Source organism: Halomonas sp. M1 (assembly GCF_029581375.1).
Classification (GTDB): Bacteria; Pseudomonadota; Gammaproteobacteria; order Pseudomonadales; family Halomonadaceae; genus Vreelandella.
Window position 1 is genome coordinate 1,229,610 of sequence record NZ_CP121119.1, and the last position, 19,444, is coordinate 1,249,053.

16 protein-coding genes are annotated in these 19,444 nt (G+C 54.0%); 5 read left to right on the plus strand and 11 right to left on the minus strand.

All coding sequences use genetic code 11. The annotated features are described in order from the left end of the window. The first annotated feature begins 282 nt into the window (after nt 1-282). From P8S54_RS05500 to P8S54_RS05515, 4 genes are all read left to right on the plus strand, one after another. The gene (locus P8S54_RS05500) at nt 283-1,080 is read left to right on the plus strand and encodes a MipA/OmpV family protein (RefSeq protein WP_281443564.1); all 798 of its coding nucleotides are present in this window, start codon (nt 283-285) and stop codon (nt 1,078-1,080) included. Nucleotides 1,081-1,173: 93 nt separating this feature from the next. After that, nucleotides 1,174-2,823 (plus strand): alpha/beta-hydrolase family protein, encoded by a 1,650-nt coding sequence (locus tag P8S54_RS05505; RefSeq protein ID WP_281443565.1) that lies wholly within the window; start codon nt 1,174-1,176, stop codon nt 2,821-2,823. A gap of 92 nt (nt 2,824-2,915) precedes the next feature. After that, a complete protein-coding gene (locus P8S54_RS05510; RefSeq protein ID WP_281444067.1) occupies nt 2,916-3,080 on the plus strand; it encodes a metallothionein in 165 nt (54 codons plus the stop codon). Between the two features lie 470 nt (nt 3,081-3,550). Further along, nucleotides 3,551-5,317, plus strand: a complete 1,767-nt coding sequence (locus tag P8S54_RS05515; protein WP_281443566.1) for a GGDEF and EAL domain-containing protein — start codon at nt 3,551-3,553, stop codon at nt 5,315-5,317. A 684-nt stretch (nt 5,318-6,001) separates the two neighbouring features. Here P8S54_RS05515 and P8S54_RS05520 read toward each other — a convergent pair. After that, the gene (locus P8S54_RS05520) at nt 6,002-6,832 is read right to left on the minus strand and encodes a 3-keto-5-aminohexanoate cleavage protein (RefSeq protein ID WP_281443567.1); all 831 of its coding nucleotides are present in this window, start codon (nt 6,830-6,832) and stop codon (nt 6,002-6,004) included. Between the two features lie 412 nt (nt 6,833-7,244). Between P8S54_RS05520 and P8S54_RS05525 the strand changes: the two genes are divergently transcribed. Beyond that, nucleotides 7,245-8,048, plus strand: coding sequence for an SDR family oxidoreductase (locus P8S54_RS05525; RefSeq protein WP_009096944.1), 804 nt, complete (start codon nt 7,245-7,247; stop codon nt 8,046-8,048). An 85-nt stretch (nt 8,049-8,133) separates the two neighbouring features. Here P8S54_RS05525 and P8S54_RS05530 read toward each other — a convergent pair whose 3' ends face one another. From P8S54_RS05530 to P8S54_RS05575, 10 genes are all read right to left on the minus strand, one after another. Beyond that, the gene (locus P8S54_RS05530) at nt 8,134-9,897 is read right to left on the minus strand and encodes an extracellular solute-binding protein (RefSeq protein WP_281443568.1); all 1,764 of its coding nucleotides are present in this window, start codon (nt 9,895-9,897) and stop codon (nt 8,134-8,136) included. A gap of 33 nt (nt 9,898-9,930) precedes the next feature. Beyond that, nucleotides 9,931-10,668 carry a sulfite exporter TauE/SafE family protein gene (locus P8S54_RS05535; RefSeq protein ID WP_281443569.1) on the minus strand — a complete coding sequence of 246 codons (738 nt, stop codon included), beginning with the start codon at nt 10,666-10,668 and terminating at the stop codon, nt 9,931-9,933. A gap of 115 nt (nt 10,669-10,783) precedes the next feature. Next, nucleotides 10,784-11,374: a malonic semialdehyde reductase gene (locus P8S54_RS05540; protein ID WP_281443570.1), complete on the minus strand. Its 591-nt coding sequence runs from the start codon at nt 11,372-11,374 to the stop codon at nt 10,784-10,786. A gap of 59 nt (nt 11,375-11,433) precedes the next feature. Beyond that, complete coding sequence (locus tag P8S54_RS05545; RefSeq protein ID WP_281443571.1) at nt 11,434-12,297, minus strand: intradiol ring-cleavage dioxygenase; 864 nt, start codon at nt 12,295-12,297, stop codon at nt 11,434-11,436. Continuing rightward, nucleotides 12,290-13,237 (minus strand): NAD(P)-dependent oxidoreductase, encoded by a 948-nt coding sequence (locus P8S54_RS05550; RefSeq protein ID WP_281443572.1) that lies wholly within the window; start codon nt 13,235-13,237, stop codon nt 12,290-12,292. Before P8S54_RS05550 ends, P8S54_RS05545 begins: the two co-directional genes overlap by 8 nt. Further along, complete coding sequence (locus tag P8S54_RS05555; RefSeq protein ID WP_281443573.1) at nt 13,234-14,619, minus strand: amidohydrolase family protein; 1,386 nt, start codon at nt 14,617-14,619, stop codon at nt 13,234-13,236. Before P8S54_RS05555 ends, P8S54_RS05550 begins: the two co-directional genes overlap by 4 nt. Continuing rightward, nucleotides 14,616-15,695, minus strand: coding sequence for a maleylacetate reductase (locus P8S54_RS05560; protein WP_281443574.1), 1,080 nt, complete (start codon nt 15,693-15,695; stop codon nt 14,616-14,618). The genes P8S54_RS05555 and P8S54_RS05560 overlap by 4 nt, the downstream gene beginning before the upstream one ends. An 83-nt stretch (nt 15,696-15,778) precedes the next feature. Then, on the minus strand, nt 15,779-17,323 hold the full coding sequence (locus tag P8S54_RS05565) for a sugar ABC transporter ATP-binding protein (protein ID WP_281443575.1): 1,545 nt from the start codon (nt 17,321-17,323) through the stop codon (nt 15,779-15,781). Then, on the minus strand, nt 17,320-18,279 hold the full coding sequence (locus P8S54_RS05570; protein ID WP_281443576.1) for an ABC transporter permease: 960 nt from the start codon (nt 18,277-18,279) through the stop codon (nt 17,320-17,322). The genes P8S54_RS05565 and P8S54_RS05570 overlap by 4 nt, the downstream gene beginning before the upstream one ends. A 16-nt stretch (nt 18,280-18,295) precedes the next feature. Next, complete coding sequence (locus P8S54_RS05575; protein WP_281443577.1) at nt 18,296-19,306, minus strand: ABC transporter permease; 1,011 nt, start codon at nt 19,304-19,306, stop codon at nt 18,296-18,298. Between the last annotated feature and the right edge of the window lie 138 nt (nt 19,307-19,444).

The window sequence follows — 19,444 nt, forward strand, 5'->3', positions numbered from 1 at the left end:
TGCTGGCCGGGGCTTCATCAGGTCCTCCCTAATCTTTCTTCACGAACATCCTGCTCATGCTTCCATGTGTTCCACAAGCGGTCCCTGCCTGCACTTCCTTGTAACGCTATCCCTGCGCTATGTGCACAGAGTGCGCCCTATAGCGGTCGAGTTATCTAACCTGGGATATGAAATGCTAAAAAAGTCCTCTGCCGCTTTGTGCCATACGATAAAGAAAGCTTGCGGCAGCTTTGTATCGAAACATACAATCAAGCACGTTTGCCAAATAAAAAGGACTTTGTCATGCCAACCACAGCCTGCTGTTCAACCTTACGCCGCGCCACCCACAAACGCGCAGCCCCCCTATTGGTAGCGGCTTTTGGCATCGCCCTAAGCGCACCCACTTGGGGTAACAGCTGGCAAGGCAGCCTCGGTGCGGGCGCCACCTATGCGCCGAACTATTTGGGTAGCGATGATTACGATACGCGTCTCCTGCCGGTACTTAACCTGGCTTACGGCGATCTGCTTTCAATCAACGTACGTGATGGCATTGAGTGGCATGCCGTTCGCCAAGGCAACTGGACGGCCTCCCCGTTCATCGGTTACACCTTCGGGCGCGATAATAAAGGCGACATCAGCCAGTTTGAAAAGGTCGATGGCGGCGCCACCCTGGGACTTCGTGTAAGTTATCAGCAGGGGCCATGGCGCTACAGTGTTGCAGGCAGTACGCCTGTTAGCGGCGACGTGGAGGGTGCTAAGTTTTCCGCAAGAGCCGCTCTACGCATGCCCGTGAATCAGCGTACGTTTTTTACCTTATCGCCCAGCGTAACCTACTCCAACGAAAAGTGGACCGACTCATTATTTGGCGTTTCGGCACAAGACAGTGCCCGTAGCGGGGTCGCATCCTACACGCCCGATAGCGGCTACTGGCGCATGGGCGTTAATGCAAGCCTTAGCTACGCATTAACACCCGAATGGACAGCCACAAGCTTCATAGGCACTACCTATCTAACCGGCAGCGCAGCAGATAGCCCAATAGTTGATGAGCTGGGCAGCGAATGGCAAGCCTTAGGCGGTATTTCGTTAAGCTATCGCTTCTAATAGGCTAGGCAAGTGTTAAACACCAGGGCTGGAGTCACCAACATTTACAAAGAGCAACAGGCACGTATGGAGAACAACGCCACACGACACTGGATGATAGAACGTTGCAGCCATTTTTCAGGGGTAGGGTTAATCGTTGCCACGCTGTTCTTTGCGTTTTCTTTAACCCCCAGCCTAATACCCCGCCCACTAGTAGCTCAAGGCATTGTTTCTGGGCTTAGCTTTACGGCAGGCTATGCGCTAGGCGTAACAAGCCGCTTCCTGTGGCACTACCTACACTTACCCGAACCCAGCTCGAAAGTAGAGCGCTACCTAAAATGGCTGGCCGCCCTGCTTTGCCTCGCCGTCTCAAGTATCTTTCTTTGGCAAGCTGCCGAGTGGCAAAACAGCATTCGGCTACTAATGGAAATGGAGCCGACTCCCGGCACGCGGCCACTATCAGTAGCACTGATCGCTGCGGCTGTGTTCATTTTTTTACTGTTAATTGCGCTGCTTTTCAAACGCACTTTTCGGCTGCTTTCCCATAAGCTGGCGCACATACTGCCGCGTCGTACGGCGCAAGTATTTGGCATCATCGCTGCCGTGGCGCTATTTTGGTCAGTAATTGAGGGGGTAATTTTTTCCTATGCGCTCAAGGTAGCTGACCGTTCTTATCAGCAGGTAGATGAGCTGATGCAGGATGAGTTATCGCCTCCCCAAGCGCCAAACAAGCCTGGTAGTGCTGAATCATTAATTAGCTGGGAGGCACTAGGCAGCCGTGGGCGGCGTTTTGTTACTCAAGGCCCAGACGGCGGGCAAATCAGTGAATTCCTAGGCGAAGCCGCCCTTGACCCCGTACGGGTTTATGTGGGTCTCAACGCCGCAGATACCGCCGCTGAACGGGCCGAGCTAGCCCTTGAAGAACTCATCCGTATAGGCGGGTTTGAGCGTTCCGTTTTGATTATCGCGACCCCCACAGGGCGAGGCTGGATAGACCCTGCTGCCCAAGATACCGTGGAGTACCTGCACCGAGGCGATATTGCCACGATAGCAGCCCAGTACTCCTACCTACCCAGCCATCTGGCGCTCATTTCCGAAGCCGAATACGGTGTTGAAAACGCCCGCGCACTGTTCACCACGGTATACGACTACTGGACGTCACTGCCTAGCGATGAACGCCCAAAACTGTATTTAACCGGCCTTAGTTTAGGCGCCCTTAACTCTGACCTCTCTTTCGACCTCTACGACATTATTGACGACCCTTTCCACGGCGCCCTATGGAGCGGCCCTCCCTTTCGAAGCGACACCTGGCGCTCAGTGACTGCTGACCGCGACCCAGGTAGCCCTGCATGGCTGCCCACCTTTCGCGGAGGTTCGGTCGTCCGCTTTATGAATCAAACCCAAGGGCTTCAAACTGCGCCGGCTGAATGGGGGGATTTCCGCATCGCCTATCTGCAATATGCCAGCGACCCCATTACATTTTTTGAGCCGGAAGCTTTCTGGCGCGAACCGGAGTGGCTGCGCGCCCCACGCGGCCCGGATGTTTCTCCCCAGTTGCGCTGGTATCCGGTGGTTACCATGCTGCAGCTGCTGGCTGATTTAACCACCGGCAGCGCCCCAACTGGCTATGGTCATGAAATAGCGGCTGAACACTACATTGATGCTTGGGCGGCACTTTCCGAACCACCCGATTGGGATGAGCAGCAACTCACTCGCCTACGTGACTATTTTATTCAAGCCCGTGAAGCGCGAGTCCATCACTAATACAAAACCTCATTTACGCAATTACATAACATTGGGGAGTCGACCTACACTGAAGGTGCAAACACAGGAGATCCACTATGTCACAGCAACATATGTCTCAACAAAAGTGCGCATGCCCCAAGTGCAAATGCTCCGTCGATAACCACTCTATCGAAAAAGATGGGCAGCGTTACTGCTGCCAATCTTGCGCGAACGGCCACGCCGATGGTTCTGGCGACTGTGGTCACGATTGCCAATGTGGTGAGTCAGCTAATTGACGTCGACGCCTGGTCGCCCAGCGGCTTATTCCACCGTCTTCCAGCGTGCGAAAAAGAGAGATGCCAGCTAGGCTAAATAGACCTCCATTCTCAAAGGAAGAGAGCATGCCCTCCACTACCGTAATCGTCGTTATCATTGTTGTGATCGCTGTCGCAGGCATTGGTTTCAGCGGCGGACTGCCGTTTTAGAACAAACACCATTAGGATACAGCGCCCCCAGCTAACCCGTTGCTGGGGGCATATAAACCTGAAGCGTCTTGATATATAAAACGTTATGCGCTCAATAGCTTTAATTAGTTAACACCCAGTAAGCTAAACAGCGCATTAACATTCATACTTATCCTTCAGCGACTCCTCTGATTAACCTAAAAATAGCCCCTTAAAGCTCACTATATTCAATAATGTGTTTTTTTAAGGAGTGGTATCTTTGTTATTCAAGAGCCAATCCCCCTTTGAGTACCGCTAGATTAATGAATACCCATGAACAGAACCGCCTGTTCGCGCTCCGCCAGCTAAACTTGCTGGATACCTCGCCAAGTGAAGGTTTTGATCGGATTACGCGAATGGCTAGCCAGCTTTTCGATTTGCCGATCGCGGCCGTATCACTCACCGACGAAAACCGCCAGTGGTTCAAGTCTCGGGTTGGGGTCGAGCATTGGGAAATACCCCGGGATACGGCTCCGTGCGCGGATGTCTGCAGTACTTCGCAACTACTTATTATTCCGGATCTGCTCTCCTCAGCCACCTACCGCAATAGTTTTTTAGCGGGCACCGGTATTCGTTTTTATGCTGGCGCGCCGCTAGTGACCCGAGAAGGACATACCCTAGGCGCTATGTGCGTACTGGGGATGCACCCCCGTGAGGTGTCTGAACAGGAGCAAACGACGCTCCGCGACTTGGCGGCCATGGTGATGTCACAGATTGAATTACAGCACGCTTTTGGCCGAGTCGATCCCTTGACGGGGTTATCCAACCGCAACCAGTTTTCCGAAGATTTACAAGACATGGAGCACGATGAGCCGAACGCCGGGCGCGTCGCCCTATATACCGAATTAGTCGATGCTAACGAATTAAGCGCGCTTCATCGCAATATGGGGCCTGCATGCCTTGATGAGCTAGCGAAAGTTGCTGCACGCTGCTTGCAACAAGCCATAGGCTCAACGGTAAAACTCTATCACCTGGGCGGTTGCCAATTTGTACATCTAATGAGTCAAACGGGTGATACGCACCTACTGGACGAGGCACTTGGCATACGACAGGCGCTGCTTGCACTTATAAGCGCCAGTGACGCCCCGCTATTAGTGCACCCCACAATGGGGATTGCGCCATTTCATTTGGGTGAGGTTAAAGCGGCAGATGTTTTGCGGAGCGCCTATGCCGCTTGTCTGGATGCGCGCCAAGCAGGAAAAGGGGCAGGCCTCTTCTCGCTGGAACTGGACGCCCATTACCAACGGCGGTTTATGCTGATAAGCGATATTGGCAGGGCACTAGAAAACGATAGCGAGCTGTATTTGGTTTTTCAGCCACGGGTCTCACTTGATAGCGGAAAGTGTACCGGGGCAGAAGCCCTATTGCGCTGGCGCCACCCCACGTTGGGCGAGGTATCGCCTGGGGAGTTTATTCCGCTGATCGAAAACACACCGATGGCTAAGCCTCTCACGCAGTGGGTGTTACGCCATGCTGTTCGTCAAGCTTCAAGTTGGTATCACCAAGGCGGTAAACTGCGAATTTCGATCAATGTGTCAGCGACCAATCTTGAAGAAGAAGATTTTGCCGTGCGGCTACTTGATGAAATGGCGGGCATGGCACTACCGAGTTCGGCCATTGAAATAGAGCTTACCGAAAGTGCGCTCATAGGCCAGGGGGAAGTAGCGGTCAATCAGCTTCAGGTAATGATAGCGGCAGGCCTGCAAATCGCCATCGATGATTTTGGTACCGGTTACAGCAGCCTCTCGTACTTACGCGAAATCCCCGCCCATACCGTAAAAATTGATCGTTGCTTTATCACCGATCTCGGACAAAATGAACGCACCGCAACGCTGGTTAATTCCATGATCACGATGGCCCATGCGCTAGGTTACCGTGTGGTGGCCGAGGGAGTAGAAACTAATGCCGCCTACCATCGGCTTGCACAGCTGGGTAGCGACGAAGTGCAGGGGTACCTTATAGCTAAGCCGCTTTTGCCCGACGTATTCGAAAAATGGTTACAGAATCAAACGCCCATCATCAAGCACTAGCCGGCACCGTTCTTAATGCAGCGCTCACCGAGAGGCTTTACCCCTCCTTTAGAAAGACAAAGCCTGCAAGAATGGTAAGCTGTAAGCCTTTTCAAAAAATAAGCATTAAAAGACCAATGACCACTAGTAGGCCAATCATGAAAATTATACCTACTGTACTCGCCAAAAATTTCAACATTTCATTTCTCCATTAGTTAGCTCATATTGAGATAACGACTAAAACATCGCCATCATGTTGCTCGACAATGCTAGGTTCCTTACAACTAAGATAGGAGCCAAGACCAGTTCATGCAAACGTGGCGCTTGGAATAATGGTTCAGCGGTGAATTAATGTGGCTTGCACCAGCTCACCAGCGCCTCAACGCCCCCTGTCAGTAAGCTTCCGTTCTAGCTTTCGCGAAGGTGCACAGTGGCTTACATGACAGCGTATAAGTATCAAAACAGATTAAGTAGCCGTTACCTGGCTCCTGGGTTGCATTCGCCAATTCAACCTTTTACAAAAGATCGGTCATCACCCATCCATACACCCATGACCAGGCCCACACGCAGATTTGAGGATGAAGTCCGATACGCTGTTGTTGAAAAATCAGGGCGTCGAGTTCTGGTGACCACACATGCTCACATGTATGCAAACCTTAGGTTCACCAGAAACACTTTCGCTTTAAAATGGGCTGACTCCTTTCTTCAGACAATTCGAAGCCCCAATATTTCTCGCGCTTGCTTCCAGGTAGCCACTGGACGCTGATACTTTTCACACAATTCAACGGCCCGTTTTACCAGTGCTGTATTCGAGGTCGCTAGCGTATCACGGTCAGTACGAACGTTATCCTCAAGTCCAGTACGGGTATGCCCACCAGCAGCAATTGACCATTCGTTGAGTAGATATTGATTGGCTCCTATGCCTGCGCCACACCATTGGGCATCTGGCGCTAGCCGTTTCAGCGTTTCAATAAAGAAGTCAAAACTGTGTTTGTCGGCGGGCATTGAGTTTTTAACACCCATGACGAACTGCACGTATAGCGGCGCTTTCAGCTTACCCTGCTTTGAGAGCGCGACCGCCTGATGAATATGCGAGAGATCAAACGCTTCAATCTCGGGCTTAATATCGTATTTGAGCATTTCAGTGGCGAGCCACTCCACCAGTTGGGGAGGGTTCTCGTAAACCCGGTTGGGAAAGTTGTTAGAACCTACCGAGAGGCTAGCCATATCCGGTTTCAGTGGCAGCATGCCACCGCGAGCTTCGCCTGCGCCGGATCGGCCGCCGGTAGAAAGCTGGATAATCATGCCCGGGCAGTGTTTCTTGAGTCCTTCCATCAGGCGACCAAATTTTTCTGGGTCAGAGGAAGGCGTTTGGTCGTCGTTACGCACATGGCAGTGCGCAATACTGGCCCCGGCTTCAAAGGCCGCCTGGGTACTCTCTATTTGCTCATTGACGGTAATCGGTACCGCAGGATTATTCTCCTTACGCGGCAGGCTACCCGTTATGGCAACACAGATAATGCATGGCTGAGACATAAGCACCTCGCTTTATTTTTATAATAAGCACTAACAATAGGAATAAGCGTAGATGTAATACGGCTAATACCTAACATTAAAAAAACGCACTAATAACGTTTTACAACACTTACATTCGTTATTAACGGCTGCACTCCCTATCACTCTGAGGCGATTAAAGCACTGCCACTTTCGCTTTTCATAATGCGAGGAATGAAAAAAAGTCCAATCTGGCCATATTAACAACAAGGCGCTCTGTCCTTAGCGACAAGACGGCCTGAGAATGCATCTCACAAGGTTGCACCTCTGTTATTCGCAACGCCGATTTAACAACGCACGTCCTTGTTAGCGCTGGCTACCGGCACCCCACCACCACGATGTGGCGAAGGTGGCAGCGCATACTGACCCACAACAAAACTTACAAGGTGACCTCATGGATAACACTCGACTGAAAGGTAAACACTGTCTCATTACTGGCGCTGCGCGTGGCATGGGGGCGGCTGTCGCTGAGCATTATGCCGCGCAAGGGGCAAAGGTCTGCGTGGCGGATCTCAACATCGAGGGGTGCGAAGAGGTCGCTCAGCGCATCAAATCAAAAGGTGGCGATGCCATTGCCATTAAGTTGAATGTGACTAACCGCGCAGAAGTGCAAGCAGCCGTTAACGCCACAGTAGAAGCGTTTGGTAGTTTAAACGTGATGGTGAACAACGCCGGTATCAATAAGCCGTTAATGTTTCTGGATATCACTGAAGAAAATTGGCATCAGATTATGGATGTTAATGCGCTGGGTTGCTTACTCGGCATGCAGGAAGCCGCTAAACAGATGATTAGCCAGGGCAAAGAAAGCGGGCCTTATAAAATCATTAACGTGGGCTCGATTCTTTCCCGCCAGGCATTTGACGATGTGGTGCCCTATTCCTGCAGCAAGCATGCCGTGCTGGCGATGATTAACGGCGGTGCAAAAGCACTGGTTGATCACAATATTACCGTTAACGGCTATGCCCCAGGCGTGGTTCGTACCGAGCTTTGGGAGCAGCTGGATAAAGACTTAGTCAGCATCGGCAAATTCGAGAAGCAGGGCCAGTCGATGGATGAGCTGGCTGAAAAAATGATTCTGATGAAGCGTTACTCTTACCCAGAAGACGTAGTTGGCACCGCGTCGTTCCTCGCCAGCCAGGAGTCCGATTACATGACCGGCCAGCTGCTGATGATCGATGGCGGCATGATCATGCAGTAAGCATCCAGCAAAGAAGCCACCGCCCCCATGCCTGCCTCTCAGGGATGGGGGCTACTCTTTTTTATCTGCTCAGTAATGGCACTGCTCAATAATGCCCCTTTTCCCGCATAACGTTATCAGCGCGCTCTTGGGCGATAGAGAGGGCTTTTTTAATCGAGCGCCGCCCGTCTAGCACCTCGAAAATCTCATTACCTGCGATGCTGATAAGCTCGGTAATGCCAGGAACCGGCGGGCGTGGCCACGCCTGTAAAACATCCTGCTTCGCCATATCATCAACAATCGTAATCACCGGCGACAGCGCGGACACTTCCGGGTCTTGGCTAACGCTAAAACGCGGGGTAACTAGGCTACCGTTCATGATGTAGAGCTTAGACATATTGGGCGATGTGAGGTGTTTTAACGCCGTCCACACGGCCTCCACCCGCTCTTTGGATAGGTTGGCAGGTATCGCCAGCGCATACCCACCAATAGGCGTAATCGCCCTACCGTGATTGCCCACCGGATGAGACAAATACCCGGTATTGCCGTATGCCGGTGATCGCTTATCGAACTCAATCAAAGGTGCCAGCAGCGTGTAGCAGTAAGCCATGCACGACTCACCCGAGGCATAGGACTGCGCTCGCTCGTACCAGGACATATTGAGAATATTCGGTGGGGAGTATTTAAGAATATCCAGCATATACTCGCAGGCTCGGTAAGCGGCATCCGATTGAAACATGGGCCGCAGCTGCTCACCGCTGGCGTTTTGAAAATCAAAGCCGCCTGCATGAAGCGGTAGATCGACAATGGGCTGGCCAAATTTAGCCATCAGAAAGCTAAACGTATGCCCCAGCGGCGTGCCACGGGCGGCGTTCCAAGCGATGCCGTATCGCCCTTTCGCGGGGTCGTGCAACTGCCGTGCGACTTTTACCAAGGCCTCGGTGGTGCTGGGGGGCGTTAACTGCGCAGCCGCCAAAATATCCTTGCGATAACAGAGCAGTTCAGGGGTGGTTTGTACCGGTATGCCATATTGGCAGCCCGCATAGCCGGCGCTTTGGATCGCCATCGGGTGGAAGTCAGAAAGATCGTAGCCATCGCGCTGGATGAGCGCGTCTAGCGGCATCAAAACGCCCTGCGAAACCAAGTCGCCAAACCAGGGCAAGTCGCAGGCCACAATGTCGTAGCGGGATTTCGCCAAGCGAGCATTGTCGAGAATATCATCCAGTAAGTTATCAATGGAGCGCGCTTTATTGCGAATTTCCAGGCCGAAAATAGACTCTAGCTGGCGTTTTAAATTATGCATGGCCATGAACGTAGGGTCCGCATGCGCCAGCACACGTAAGCCCCCTTTCAGCTCAAGCCGTGCGGAGAGCACAGCGGGTGTCGAGATCACCTGCTGAGACGCTGACGTGCCTAAAAATATCTTGCTGCCAGATTCCGAGGCGGGGTCAATCCCAAACAGCGGGCCCAGTAAGCCCTTAATGCGCTCCGCGTAGCTTTCCCACTCATCTATCATCTGTGGGGAGGGGTGCAATGAGACGGTTTTTCCGGTTTTTGTGCGTGGGCGCGAAATGAGAAGGCCGCGCTGCATAATGCTTTCAATCCCGCGCTTTGCGGTGCCGTAGGTCAGTCCTGAGGCATCCGCCAGCGAGGTGGGCGTGGTTAATCGGCCCGCCAAATGATTGCGCATCACGTGCAGTAACATGCGCATCTCACGGTACCCCAACGACATCGAGAGCGTGGATTCGGTCTCGTTTTCAAACTTCTCAATGAACTCAATGAAGCGCGCTAACTCGGTGTTCGATATTTTAGATAAGGGCGTTTGTGAAAGCGTATCGTAAGGCCCTTCAGGATGCGTATCGTCAAACATAGTCAGCCCACTCACCTCTTTTTCATGATGGCGTTAACTTACCCCATCGATGATCAACCGGATACCTAACAAAATGAGTAGGCAAAGAATCACCCGGAAAAACAGCTCGCCATCCATGCGCCGCTGAATGACCAACCCTAACCGAATACCCAGCCATGCCACCGGCATCAGCAGCAGTGCGATGGTGAGATTATCGAACGTCACCAGGCCGAGCAGCGTATAGGGCACCAGCTTTACCACGTTGGTGATCGCCAGAAACACCACCGCCGTGCCTAAAAACTGCTGCTTAGTGAGCTGGCACTGCAGCAAGTAAAAGTTCAGCGGTGGGCCGCCCGCATGGGCAATAAAGCTGGTAAACCCTGCTATTCCTCCACACAAACGCCCCACCCACGTGGGCAGCAGCCGGCCACGCAGCGGCTTAAGCAGCCCCCACAGGCCAAACAGCACGGAAAAAATCCCCAGTAGCAGTGTCAGCAGCGCCTCATCAAACCAGCCATAGGTGAAGTAGCCCACCGCAACGCCCAATATCGCAGGCGGAAACATCAGCCACAACAAGCGGTCCACCCGCTGTCGCCACCACGCTTTTAGGCTAAACACGTCCATGACAATCAGCAGCGGTAGCATCACCGCCACTGCAAAGGTGGGGCTCGCCTTTAGCGAGATCAGCGGCACCGCGACCACCCCCACCCCGCCTGCAAACCCTGATTTGGAAATCCCCGTCAGTAACACGGCCACTATCATCAGTGCCACAAACACCCAATCAAACGCCATCAGAACACCCCTTTTAGATTGCGCCTTAACGCCGGGCCACCCACGCAGAAAAAAGGGCCATGACAGGCACGGCCCTTTTTCGGTAGGTCAACCAGTATGCCTGCGTAAGGCGTGCTTACAGTACGGTGCACACTTCATCGAAGGAGAAGCGGTCGCCACGCGGGAACAGGGCGCTGGCATCGCCATAGCCTAAGTTGCACAGGAAGTTGCTCTTCACTTTCCCATCAGGGAAGAACTCTTCATCCACCGCCGCGTTGTTGAAGCCCGACATAGGGCCAGCATCCAAACCTAGCGCACGGGCCGCTAAAATCAAATAGCCGCCTTGAATAGAGCTATTGCGGAACGCCGTGGAGTGAATGAAATCCGGCTTGCCTTCAAACAGCGCTTTGGCGTCTTTGTTATGGGCAAACATGCGCGGCAGGTGCTCGTAAAACTCGGTATCAAAACCCAGCACCGCAACCACCGGTGCCTTCATGGTTTTTTCCTGATTGCCCGGCAACAGAGCAGGCTTCAGGCGCTCTTTGGCCGCATCGGTGGTCAGAAAGATAATCCGCGTTGGCTGGCAATTCATCGAGGTGGGGCCGTAATGCATCAGATTATACAGTTCGCGCAGCGTTTCCTCGCTCACCTCTCGGTCCTGCCAAACGTTATGGGTACGCGCTTCTGTGAATAGGGTGGCTATCGCTGCTTGGTTTATCGTTGTCATGGTGTTGCCTCTTTCGGTGTAACCCGCTCAGTAGGAGCCAGGCGTTCAGGGTGAGTCGTTCAGGCCGTCTTTAAGCCGAAATCGTATTGAAAATAGCGGTATGGGGTATCCATCTGCCGACCGTCGGGCGCTTTTCCCGCTGGCATGTGAATGAACTCTTTCACCAGGGAATCTTTAACGCCAAATACCGCGTCAGAGTCGAGGTAGGGGTCGTCTTCCGCGAAGATTTGAGTCACCAGGGTTTCGTAGCCCGGTGCCATCAGCATGAAGTGCACATGGGCGGGGCGATAAGGATGACGCCCGGTGATTTCAAGCATTTTGCCCACCGGCCCATCGGTCGGGATGGGATAAGGGGACGGCGTCACTGTCCAGAAAGCGTAGCGGCCCTGGCTGTCGGTATGAAAGCGTGCGCGCAGGGTCGCGCTTTCAAGCTCAGGCTTCTGGACGTCATAAAAGCCTTCGCTGTCTGATTGCCAAACGTCGATGGCGACATTCGCCAAAGGCTTGCCATGGGCGTCGTGTACGTAACCTTCGATGAACAGAGGCTCCCCTTCCACGCCCCAGTTAATGGCATCGCCCTGGTTGGCTTGGGGAGGGTCGGCGACGTAAAAAGGCCCCAACACGGTGCTTTCGGTAATCTTAGGGTCGCTGCTGGCGTGGTTAATCGCATCCACCAGCATGGTGACACCCAAGGTGTCAGACAGCAGGATAAACTCCTGGCGTTCGTCGTCGCACATTTGCCCTGCACGGGTAAGAAACTCAATTGCCTGAGTCCACTCTTTCTCGGTGGGCTTCACCTCACGTAGGTAGGCATGCAGGTGTTTAACCAAGCCATTGATCAGCGTTTTCAGCCGTTCATCTTCACAGCTTGAAAACTCATCAATTACGGCGGCGGTAATATTGTCGGTGGTGAGATTACGCATGTGCGCGCCCTCCCTGCGTGGCTGGCGAAGGTTCACCCAATCCTGACAGACGCTCGGTATGATGCACGGTGGCGATATAATCATCGTTACCATGCCCAGTGGCGATCAGGGCGGTGTAGGCTTCGCGCATTTGCGCTGCTAGAGGGGTCGATACCCCAGCGCCGTGGGCGCAGTCGAGGATCAGATCGAGATCTTTGGCCATCTGCGCGGCGGAAAACGTCGAAGTAAAATCGCGCGCTAACAGGGGCGGCACCTTGTACTTCACCATGGGGGAGCCCACCGCGCTGTCAGAGATCAGCTCCAGCATAGCGTCCCACTCAATATTGCCTTTACGCGCCAGCGTCAGCGCTTCACTCATCATCCCGGCACTGACGGCAATCATCAGGTTGATGGCCAGTTTGGCCACCCGGGCCTGCTCTTCGTCACCCAGCCAGTACTGCGCTTTGGTAAACGCTGCAAACACGGGTTTGGCTGCTTCCAGCGCTTCCCGTGGGCCGGAAACCATCGCGGAAAGCGTGCCCGCCTCTGCCGCGACGGGGTTACCAGATACAGGGCTGCGCAGATAGACCACACCGTGAGCCTTTGCCGCCTCAGCCACTCGCGCAGAGGCTTCCACACTCACCGTGCTTGTCTCAATCAAGGTGCTGCCGGGCATCATGTGGCGAATCAGCTCGCCAGACTCAAGGCACAGACTGATCAATGCGCGGTCATCGGGGATCGACACAAACACCAAGTCGCAACCGGCCACGGCCTCTGCCAGCGTTTGATGAGGCGTCACCCCAATCTCTGCAGCGAGAGCAAGGCGCTCCGCCGACAGGTCAAACCCTTGAACAGGGGTTCCGGCTTGAACAATTCGGGCGGCCATCGGCAAACCCAGTTTACCCAAGCCTACCCACGCCACTTTTGGGGTCGTTGAAGGCGTTGCAGAAGCGGTTGTCATGGGGTGACCTCCTGTGTTGATTGCGCTTCACGCGCCAGCAGTTCGGCGTGAATGCGGTGGCCGGATTTGGCCAGCTCAGCGATACCCTGCTGAGTCTCCATGAGCAGACGGCCGCCACGTTTTTTGAACTGCCCGGCCACCATCACGCTATCGACGTTGGCAAGGCTGGTTTGCATTACCACTGTAGAAACTGGATCGTTCACCGGCTGCATGTTGAGCTGGTTGCTATCGAGCAGCACCAAGTCGGCCTGCTTACCCGGCGTGAGGCTGCCAATACGGTCATCAAGACCCAGTGCTTTTGCGCCATCGAGGGTGATCCAGCCCAGCGCCTCCCGAGTGGTAATGGTGGAGGTATCGGGGATCTTGCCCTGCTCACGGCGCGAGGCATCGTTATCAAGCGCGCGCTGCATACCCAGCGCTGCCCGGGCAACGCTGAACATATCTCCGGAGAGCACCGATTCGAGATCCACGCCCAAAGACACCACGCCGCGGTTTTGACGAACGAGCCCAGTCACCGGGAAACCGTGGCCCTGGGTCATCTCGTTTTCAGGGGCAATGGAGAACGTCACGCCGCTGGCGCAGAACCGTGACATTTGGCCCTCGTCCAAACTTTGGCCATGCACAATGTTGATATCGGGGCCTAACAGGCCACGCGCTTCCACTTCGTCCCAAGCACCGGGGGCCACGGCCTCACCGCCGCCCTGGTGCATTGAGGCAACCAGGCCAAACTCTTTGGCCAAAGCAAAGTCCTGCAGCGTCACATCCAAGGTTGAGTAGTGAGGGCCAAGAATAGCCATGCCTAACGTGACAAGCCCGTCTGGATTTGCCAGCTCGCCGTTTAATAAGCGCTCTATCTCATGACGAGGATGAGGAATTTCACTAAAGTGCGGCTGACCAGGTTGTGGGTCAGGTTTTGGGGAGCCATGCATAAACAGCGCTCGAATGCCGGACTCTTTTAACCCACGCACAGCAGCGTCGGTGTGCGCGGGAGTCGGGTTGTTATGGCACCAGTCACCTAACGTGGTGGTACCGCAATTAAGCTGGTTTATCGCGCCCATCCGGGTAGCAATGTAGATATCCTCGGGCGTAAATAGCGCCGCAAGGCCTCGATGAACATGGCGAAAATACTCCAGCAGCGTCCAGTTGGCGGCAACGCCGCGCAGGCCGGTCTGCCAGGTATGCATATGGGCATTCACCAACCCGGGAATCAGGATACCGCCGCCGCAGTCGATCTCCTCGGCTGCGTGTGCCGTGGGGTGATCGGTCAGGTCATGCCCCACGGCGACGATACGATCACCCTCGATCAGTACCTGTCCATCGCTCAGTTCGCCCAACTGCGGATCCATGGTGACAATCGTGGCGTTCACAAACAGCGTGTTCATTGGCCACCTCCACTCTCCGCCTGGGGCCGTTTCCCCGACTGGGCATCACTTAGCAAACGGTGGATACCCTTGGCTTCCACATCGCGTGGGTTCCAGTAAGGGTTGCGGGTCGCAATCTCCGTGGCCCGATCTACATCGTCTACGCTAAAGCCTAGCTCGGAGAGTGCGCTTGGGGCCCCGACAGCACGCCCTAAATCGTAAAGGCCAGCCGCCGCGTCGTCACAGCCCAGCGCACGCTCAATACGCGCCATCGCTTCCGGCACCGCTGGCGCGTTATAGGCCAGCGCATACGGCAGCACAATGGTGTGCGTTTCCGCATGGGGAAGGTTAAAAGAGCCGCCGAGGGTATGGCACAGCTTGTGATGCAGCGACATGCCCACCGAGCCCAGGCAAGTGCCGCACAGCCAAGCGCCGTAGAGCGCATCAGAGCGCGCTTCAACATGGGTGGGGTCGTTGGCAATGACCGGTAGGCTTCGCGCCAGCGCCGCAATCCCCTCTTCTGCCATCAGCGCAATCACCGGATTGCAGTCGCGGGCATACAGCGCCTCTACCGCATGGGCAATCGCGTTAATCCCGCTGGTGCCTGACATCACCGCAGGCAGCGTTAGGGTCAGGTCAACGTCGTAAATGACCGTTTCCGGCAGTACGTCTAGGGTGCGCTGGGTAGTTTTGATGCCGTCGCTTGTTTCCCCCAGGATCGGCGTCATTTCCGAGCCTGCGTAGGTGGTGGGTATCGCGATCTGAGGCAAGCCAGTACGCAAGGCAATGGCTTTACCCAAGCCGATGGTAGAGCCGCCACCAATGGCCACTGTGCAGTCTACGTTGAGCTCTTTGACTACCTGTAAGGCATGTTTGGTCACCTCGACCGGCGTATGCATCACAGCATCCGCATAAACGCCCACGCCCTTATCACCTAGCAGTGCTAGTACGCGGCTTGCCTGCTCGTGCTGCTGAGGCGTGGCTAACACCAGGGCGCGGGAACAGCCGAGATGTTCAAGCTCTTCCCTTAGCTGAGCCAGGGTACCTTGGCCAAATACCACCCGGGATGGCAGGCCATCATAAACAAAAGGTTGCATAAAACATTCCTTAGTCGCTTGAAGGGAGCTGTGTGCTCGCTAGCCTTTAGCTGCTAGCCAGCACACTAATCGCAGCAGGTGAGCTAGCTCGCCTGCGCCTGCTTTCCCATACCGGTAATGGCTTGCACCAACGCGTCCTCACTGACGTTGTCACCATCAAACTCTGCGGTGACGCGGCCGTCGTACATCGCGATAATGCGGTTACTCAGACCCAGCACTTCGGGCATCTCGGAAGAGATCACCAACACGGCGTAGCCGGATTTGGCTAAGTCTTTGACGAGGGTGTGGATTTCAGATTTAGAGCCGACATCAATCCCCCGCGTTGGCTCATCGAGGATGAGCAATTTAGGCTGGGTATGCAGCCACTTGCCGATGACGATCTTCTGCTGATTACCACCGCTTAAATTGCCGACCTTTTGGCGCCAGCTGGGGGTTTTGATTTTCATGGCTTGGTGATATTTGTCGTAGACTTCGCGCTCTTTCGCACTGGTCATAAAGCCTAATGACGACACGCTAGAGAGGCTTGCCAATGTCATATTGTCACGACAGTTCATGCCCAGAATCAGGCCCTGATCTTTGCGGTCTTCTGGCACTAACGCGACACCGTTCATTACCGCATCGTGGGAGTTACGAAAATTCACCACGTCACCATCAAGTACGACCTCACCAGCAGAAGGTTTACGCAGGCCAAAAATAGTTTCGGCCACCTCTGAGCGCCCTGCGCCGACCAAACCATACATGCCAACAATCTCGCCCTTGCGAACGTTAAAGCTGACATCTTCAAAAACACGCTTCACTGACAGGTGGCGTACTTCCAGCATGTTGTCGCCAAAATCACTGGGCTTGCTGGCATGATCAAGCGTTAGGCTGCGGCCGATCATCATCCGCGTGATTTCGTCTTCGTTGGTATCCGCGGTATTGACCGTGCCGGTGTACTCGCCGTCTCGCAGCACTGAAATGCGATGGGATAGATGGAAAATCTCATCCATGCGGTGGGAGATATACACAATGCCCACCCCCTGCTCACATAACGAATTGATCACCTCATAAAGCACTGGTTTTTCGTAGTCAGTGAGCGATGCCGTGGGCTCGTCAAACACGACGACCTGTGGCGTAAAGGCGAGCGCCCTGCCAATTTCCACCATCTGCTTTTTGGCAATCGACAGCGAGCCCACTACATCGTCATGCTGAAAACCGCACTTGAGCCGCTCAAGAATCTTATTGGTATCCTCCCGCAGTTTTCGCCAATCCACGCGATTGAACGACTTTCTGGGTAGGCTGCCGAGAAAGATGTTTTCGGCGACCGTCATTTCAGCGACCAGCGACTGCTCCTGATGGATCAGTACGACCCCCGCGCGTTTGGCATGCTTGGGGTTCTCGAAGGCCATTTCTTGGCCACCCAGAATAATCTTGCCTTCGTTGGCCTGGTGCTTACCGGCCAGCACTTTCATTAGGGTCGATTTGCCAGCCCCGTTCTCACCCAGCAAGGCATGTACCTCACCGGGGCGAACGTCAAAATCAACGTTATTAAGCGCGACCACACCGGGGAATCGTTTCGTGATGCCCTTAAGTTCTAGGATGGGTGCTGCATCGATGGGCTGACGTGATTGCGTTGAAGAGGCGTTCATATCCGCACCTCCTTGGCCGAGGGTGCATTAAGCTTCTTATCAATGATCAACACAGAGATGAGAATCGCGCCGAGAATAACGAGTACGTAAAAAGCGGGTACCTGCATCAAATTCATGCCGTTGCGCAGAATACCGATGGCCAGTACGCCGCCTAGCGTGCCGACAATGCTGCCGTAGCCACCGGTTAACTTCGTGCCGCCTAGCACTACCGCCGTGATCACCCAAAGCTCGTAGTCTCGGCCTAGATTAGGCGTGGCGGCCCCCATTTGGCTGGCAAGCAGCACACCCGCGAGTGCCGCGAAAAACCCTACGATGATGAAGTTGATCATCATGTGTCGGCCTAGGCGGATACCCGCATCAATCGATGCTTCAGGGTTGCCGCCTACGGCAAAGGTGTTGCGGCCATGGCTGGTGCGCGTCAACACTAGATGCATGATCAGCGCACAAATCAGAAAGATGATGGCCAAAACGGGAACCGGCCCGATCGTACTTGTGCCGAAATCGGCGAACGCAAAGTTCATGGCGAAGAAAGACTGCTCACCGGTGTATAGAAAGATCAAGCCACGGACCCCCAGCATGGCCCCTAGCGTTACGATGAACGCGTTAACACCGGTTTTCCAAACAACCAAGCCATTGAGAGCACCCAGCAAAATACCTGAGCCTAACGCAGCGAGAATGGCCAGCGTCATGCTCATTTCCTGCAACCCCACCGCCAGAGAAGCGGAAAGCCCCAGTATCGCGCCCACCGACAAATCGATGTTGCCGTTAATCATCACAAAGGTCATGCCTAGGGCAATCAGGCCTATCGTTGAGGTCTGCACCAGAATGTTGCTGATATTCCCAAATGACAGGAAGTACTCCGACATAACGCTAAAGAAGATAAACAGAGCAATAACGAATACCCAGATCGGCTGTATTTTCGCTCTACCACGGAAGAACCCTTTTACTGATGTCATCTTGCATTCCTCCGCGTTATGAGTGGCTCGTAAACAAGCGCTTACGTTTGTTAGCGAGGTCCAGCCATACGGCCAGAATGATAATTACCCAGGTCACGATCCACTGGATGTAGTAGGGGTAGCCCATCAACAGCAGGCCGTTTTGGATAAAGCCGAGGATCAACACGCCAATCACCGTTTTCCAGATACTGCCTGCACCGCCTAGCAAGCTTGTGCCGCCCAGGATGATGCCGGCCAACACCAGTAGCTCGTACCCCTGCCCTACGTTGTTTTGCGAGCCCATGACCCGCGAGCCAAGCACCAGGGCGGCACACGCCACACAGAAAGCGGAAATTAGATAAGTGCTGAACACACACCAGTTTTTACGAATACCCGAATACACGGCCGCCATTGGATTACCGCCCACGGCAAAGATGCGTCGCCCATATCCGGTGTAGGACATCACTACTTGAATCACGATAGCCAGCAGACCAAACATCAGAACCGGTACCGCAATCCCCCCCACGAACCCACGGCCGAAGAAGGCAAACCAGGTATTCTCTTGATTGGCAATATCGACGTTCTGGCCGCCGCTATAAATCAGCACAAACCCTTGTATGGCTGACAGCATGGCCAGCGTCACAATCAACGAGTTGAGTCGTAGAAAACCAATCAAAAATCCGTTAACGGCACCGAGCATTAAGGTCAGCGCGAACATCAACAGAATGGCGTTAGTGGGGCCAATTTTGTCATGTAGATCCACCACTAGGACGGTGGAGAACGACAGCATTGAGCCAACGGAAAGGTCTAAGTTGCCGCCAATAATGACCACAGTGACACCCACCGCGATAATGCCAATAATGGATGCCTGGCGAACAACGGTCATCATGTTTGACTGAGAGAGGAACTGCTCAGAAAAAAACGAAAAAACGAACATGCCGATCAGGAAAAAAATGAGAATGCCCTGAGCCGATAAAAAACTCAGCACACCTGCTTTGCTAAGCTTTCCTGACGGCACTCCAACCTTTGTTTGTTCTGTGGAAGCCATGCTATTCACCTGTAAAAAAATCACCTAGGGAGGCACCTATAAAGATGACGATGCACGATGTTTATCGTCACACTAGCGGCACCTCCCAGCGCAGGAAGCCTGCATTCAGGTGCGCACCCCATCGGTATTGAGTTGTCT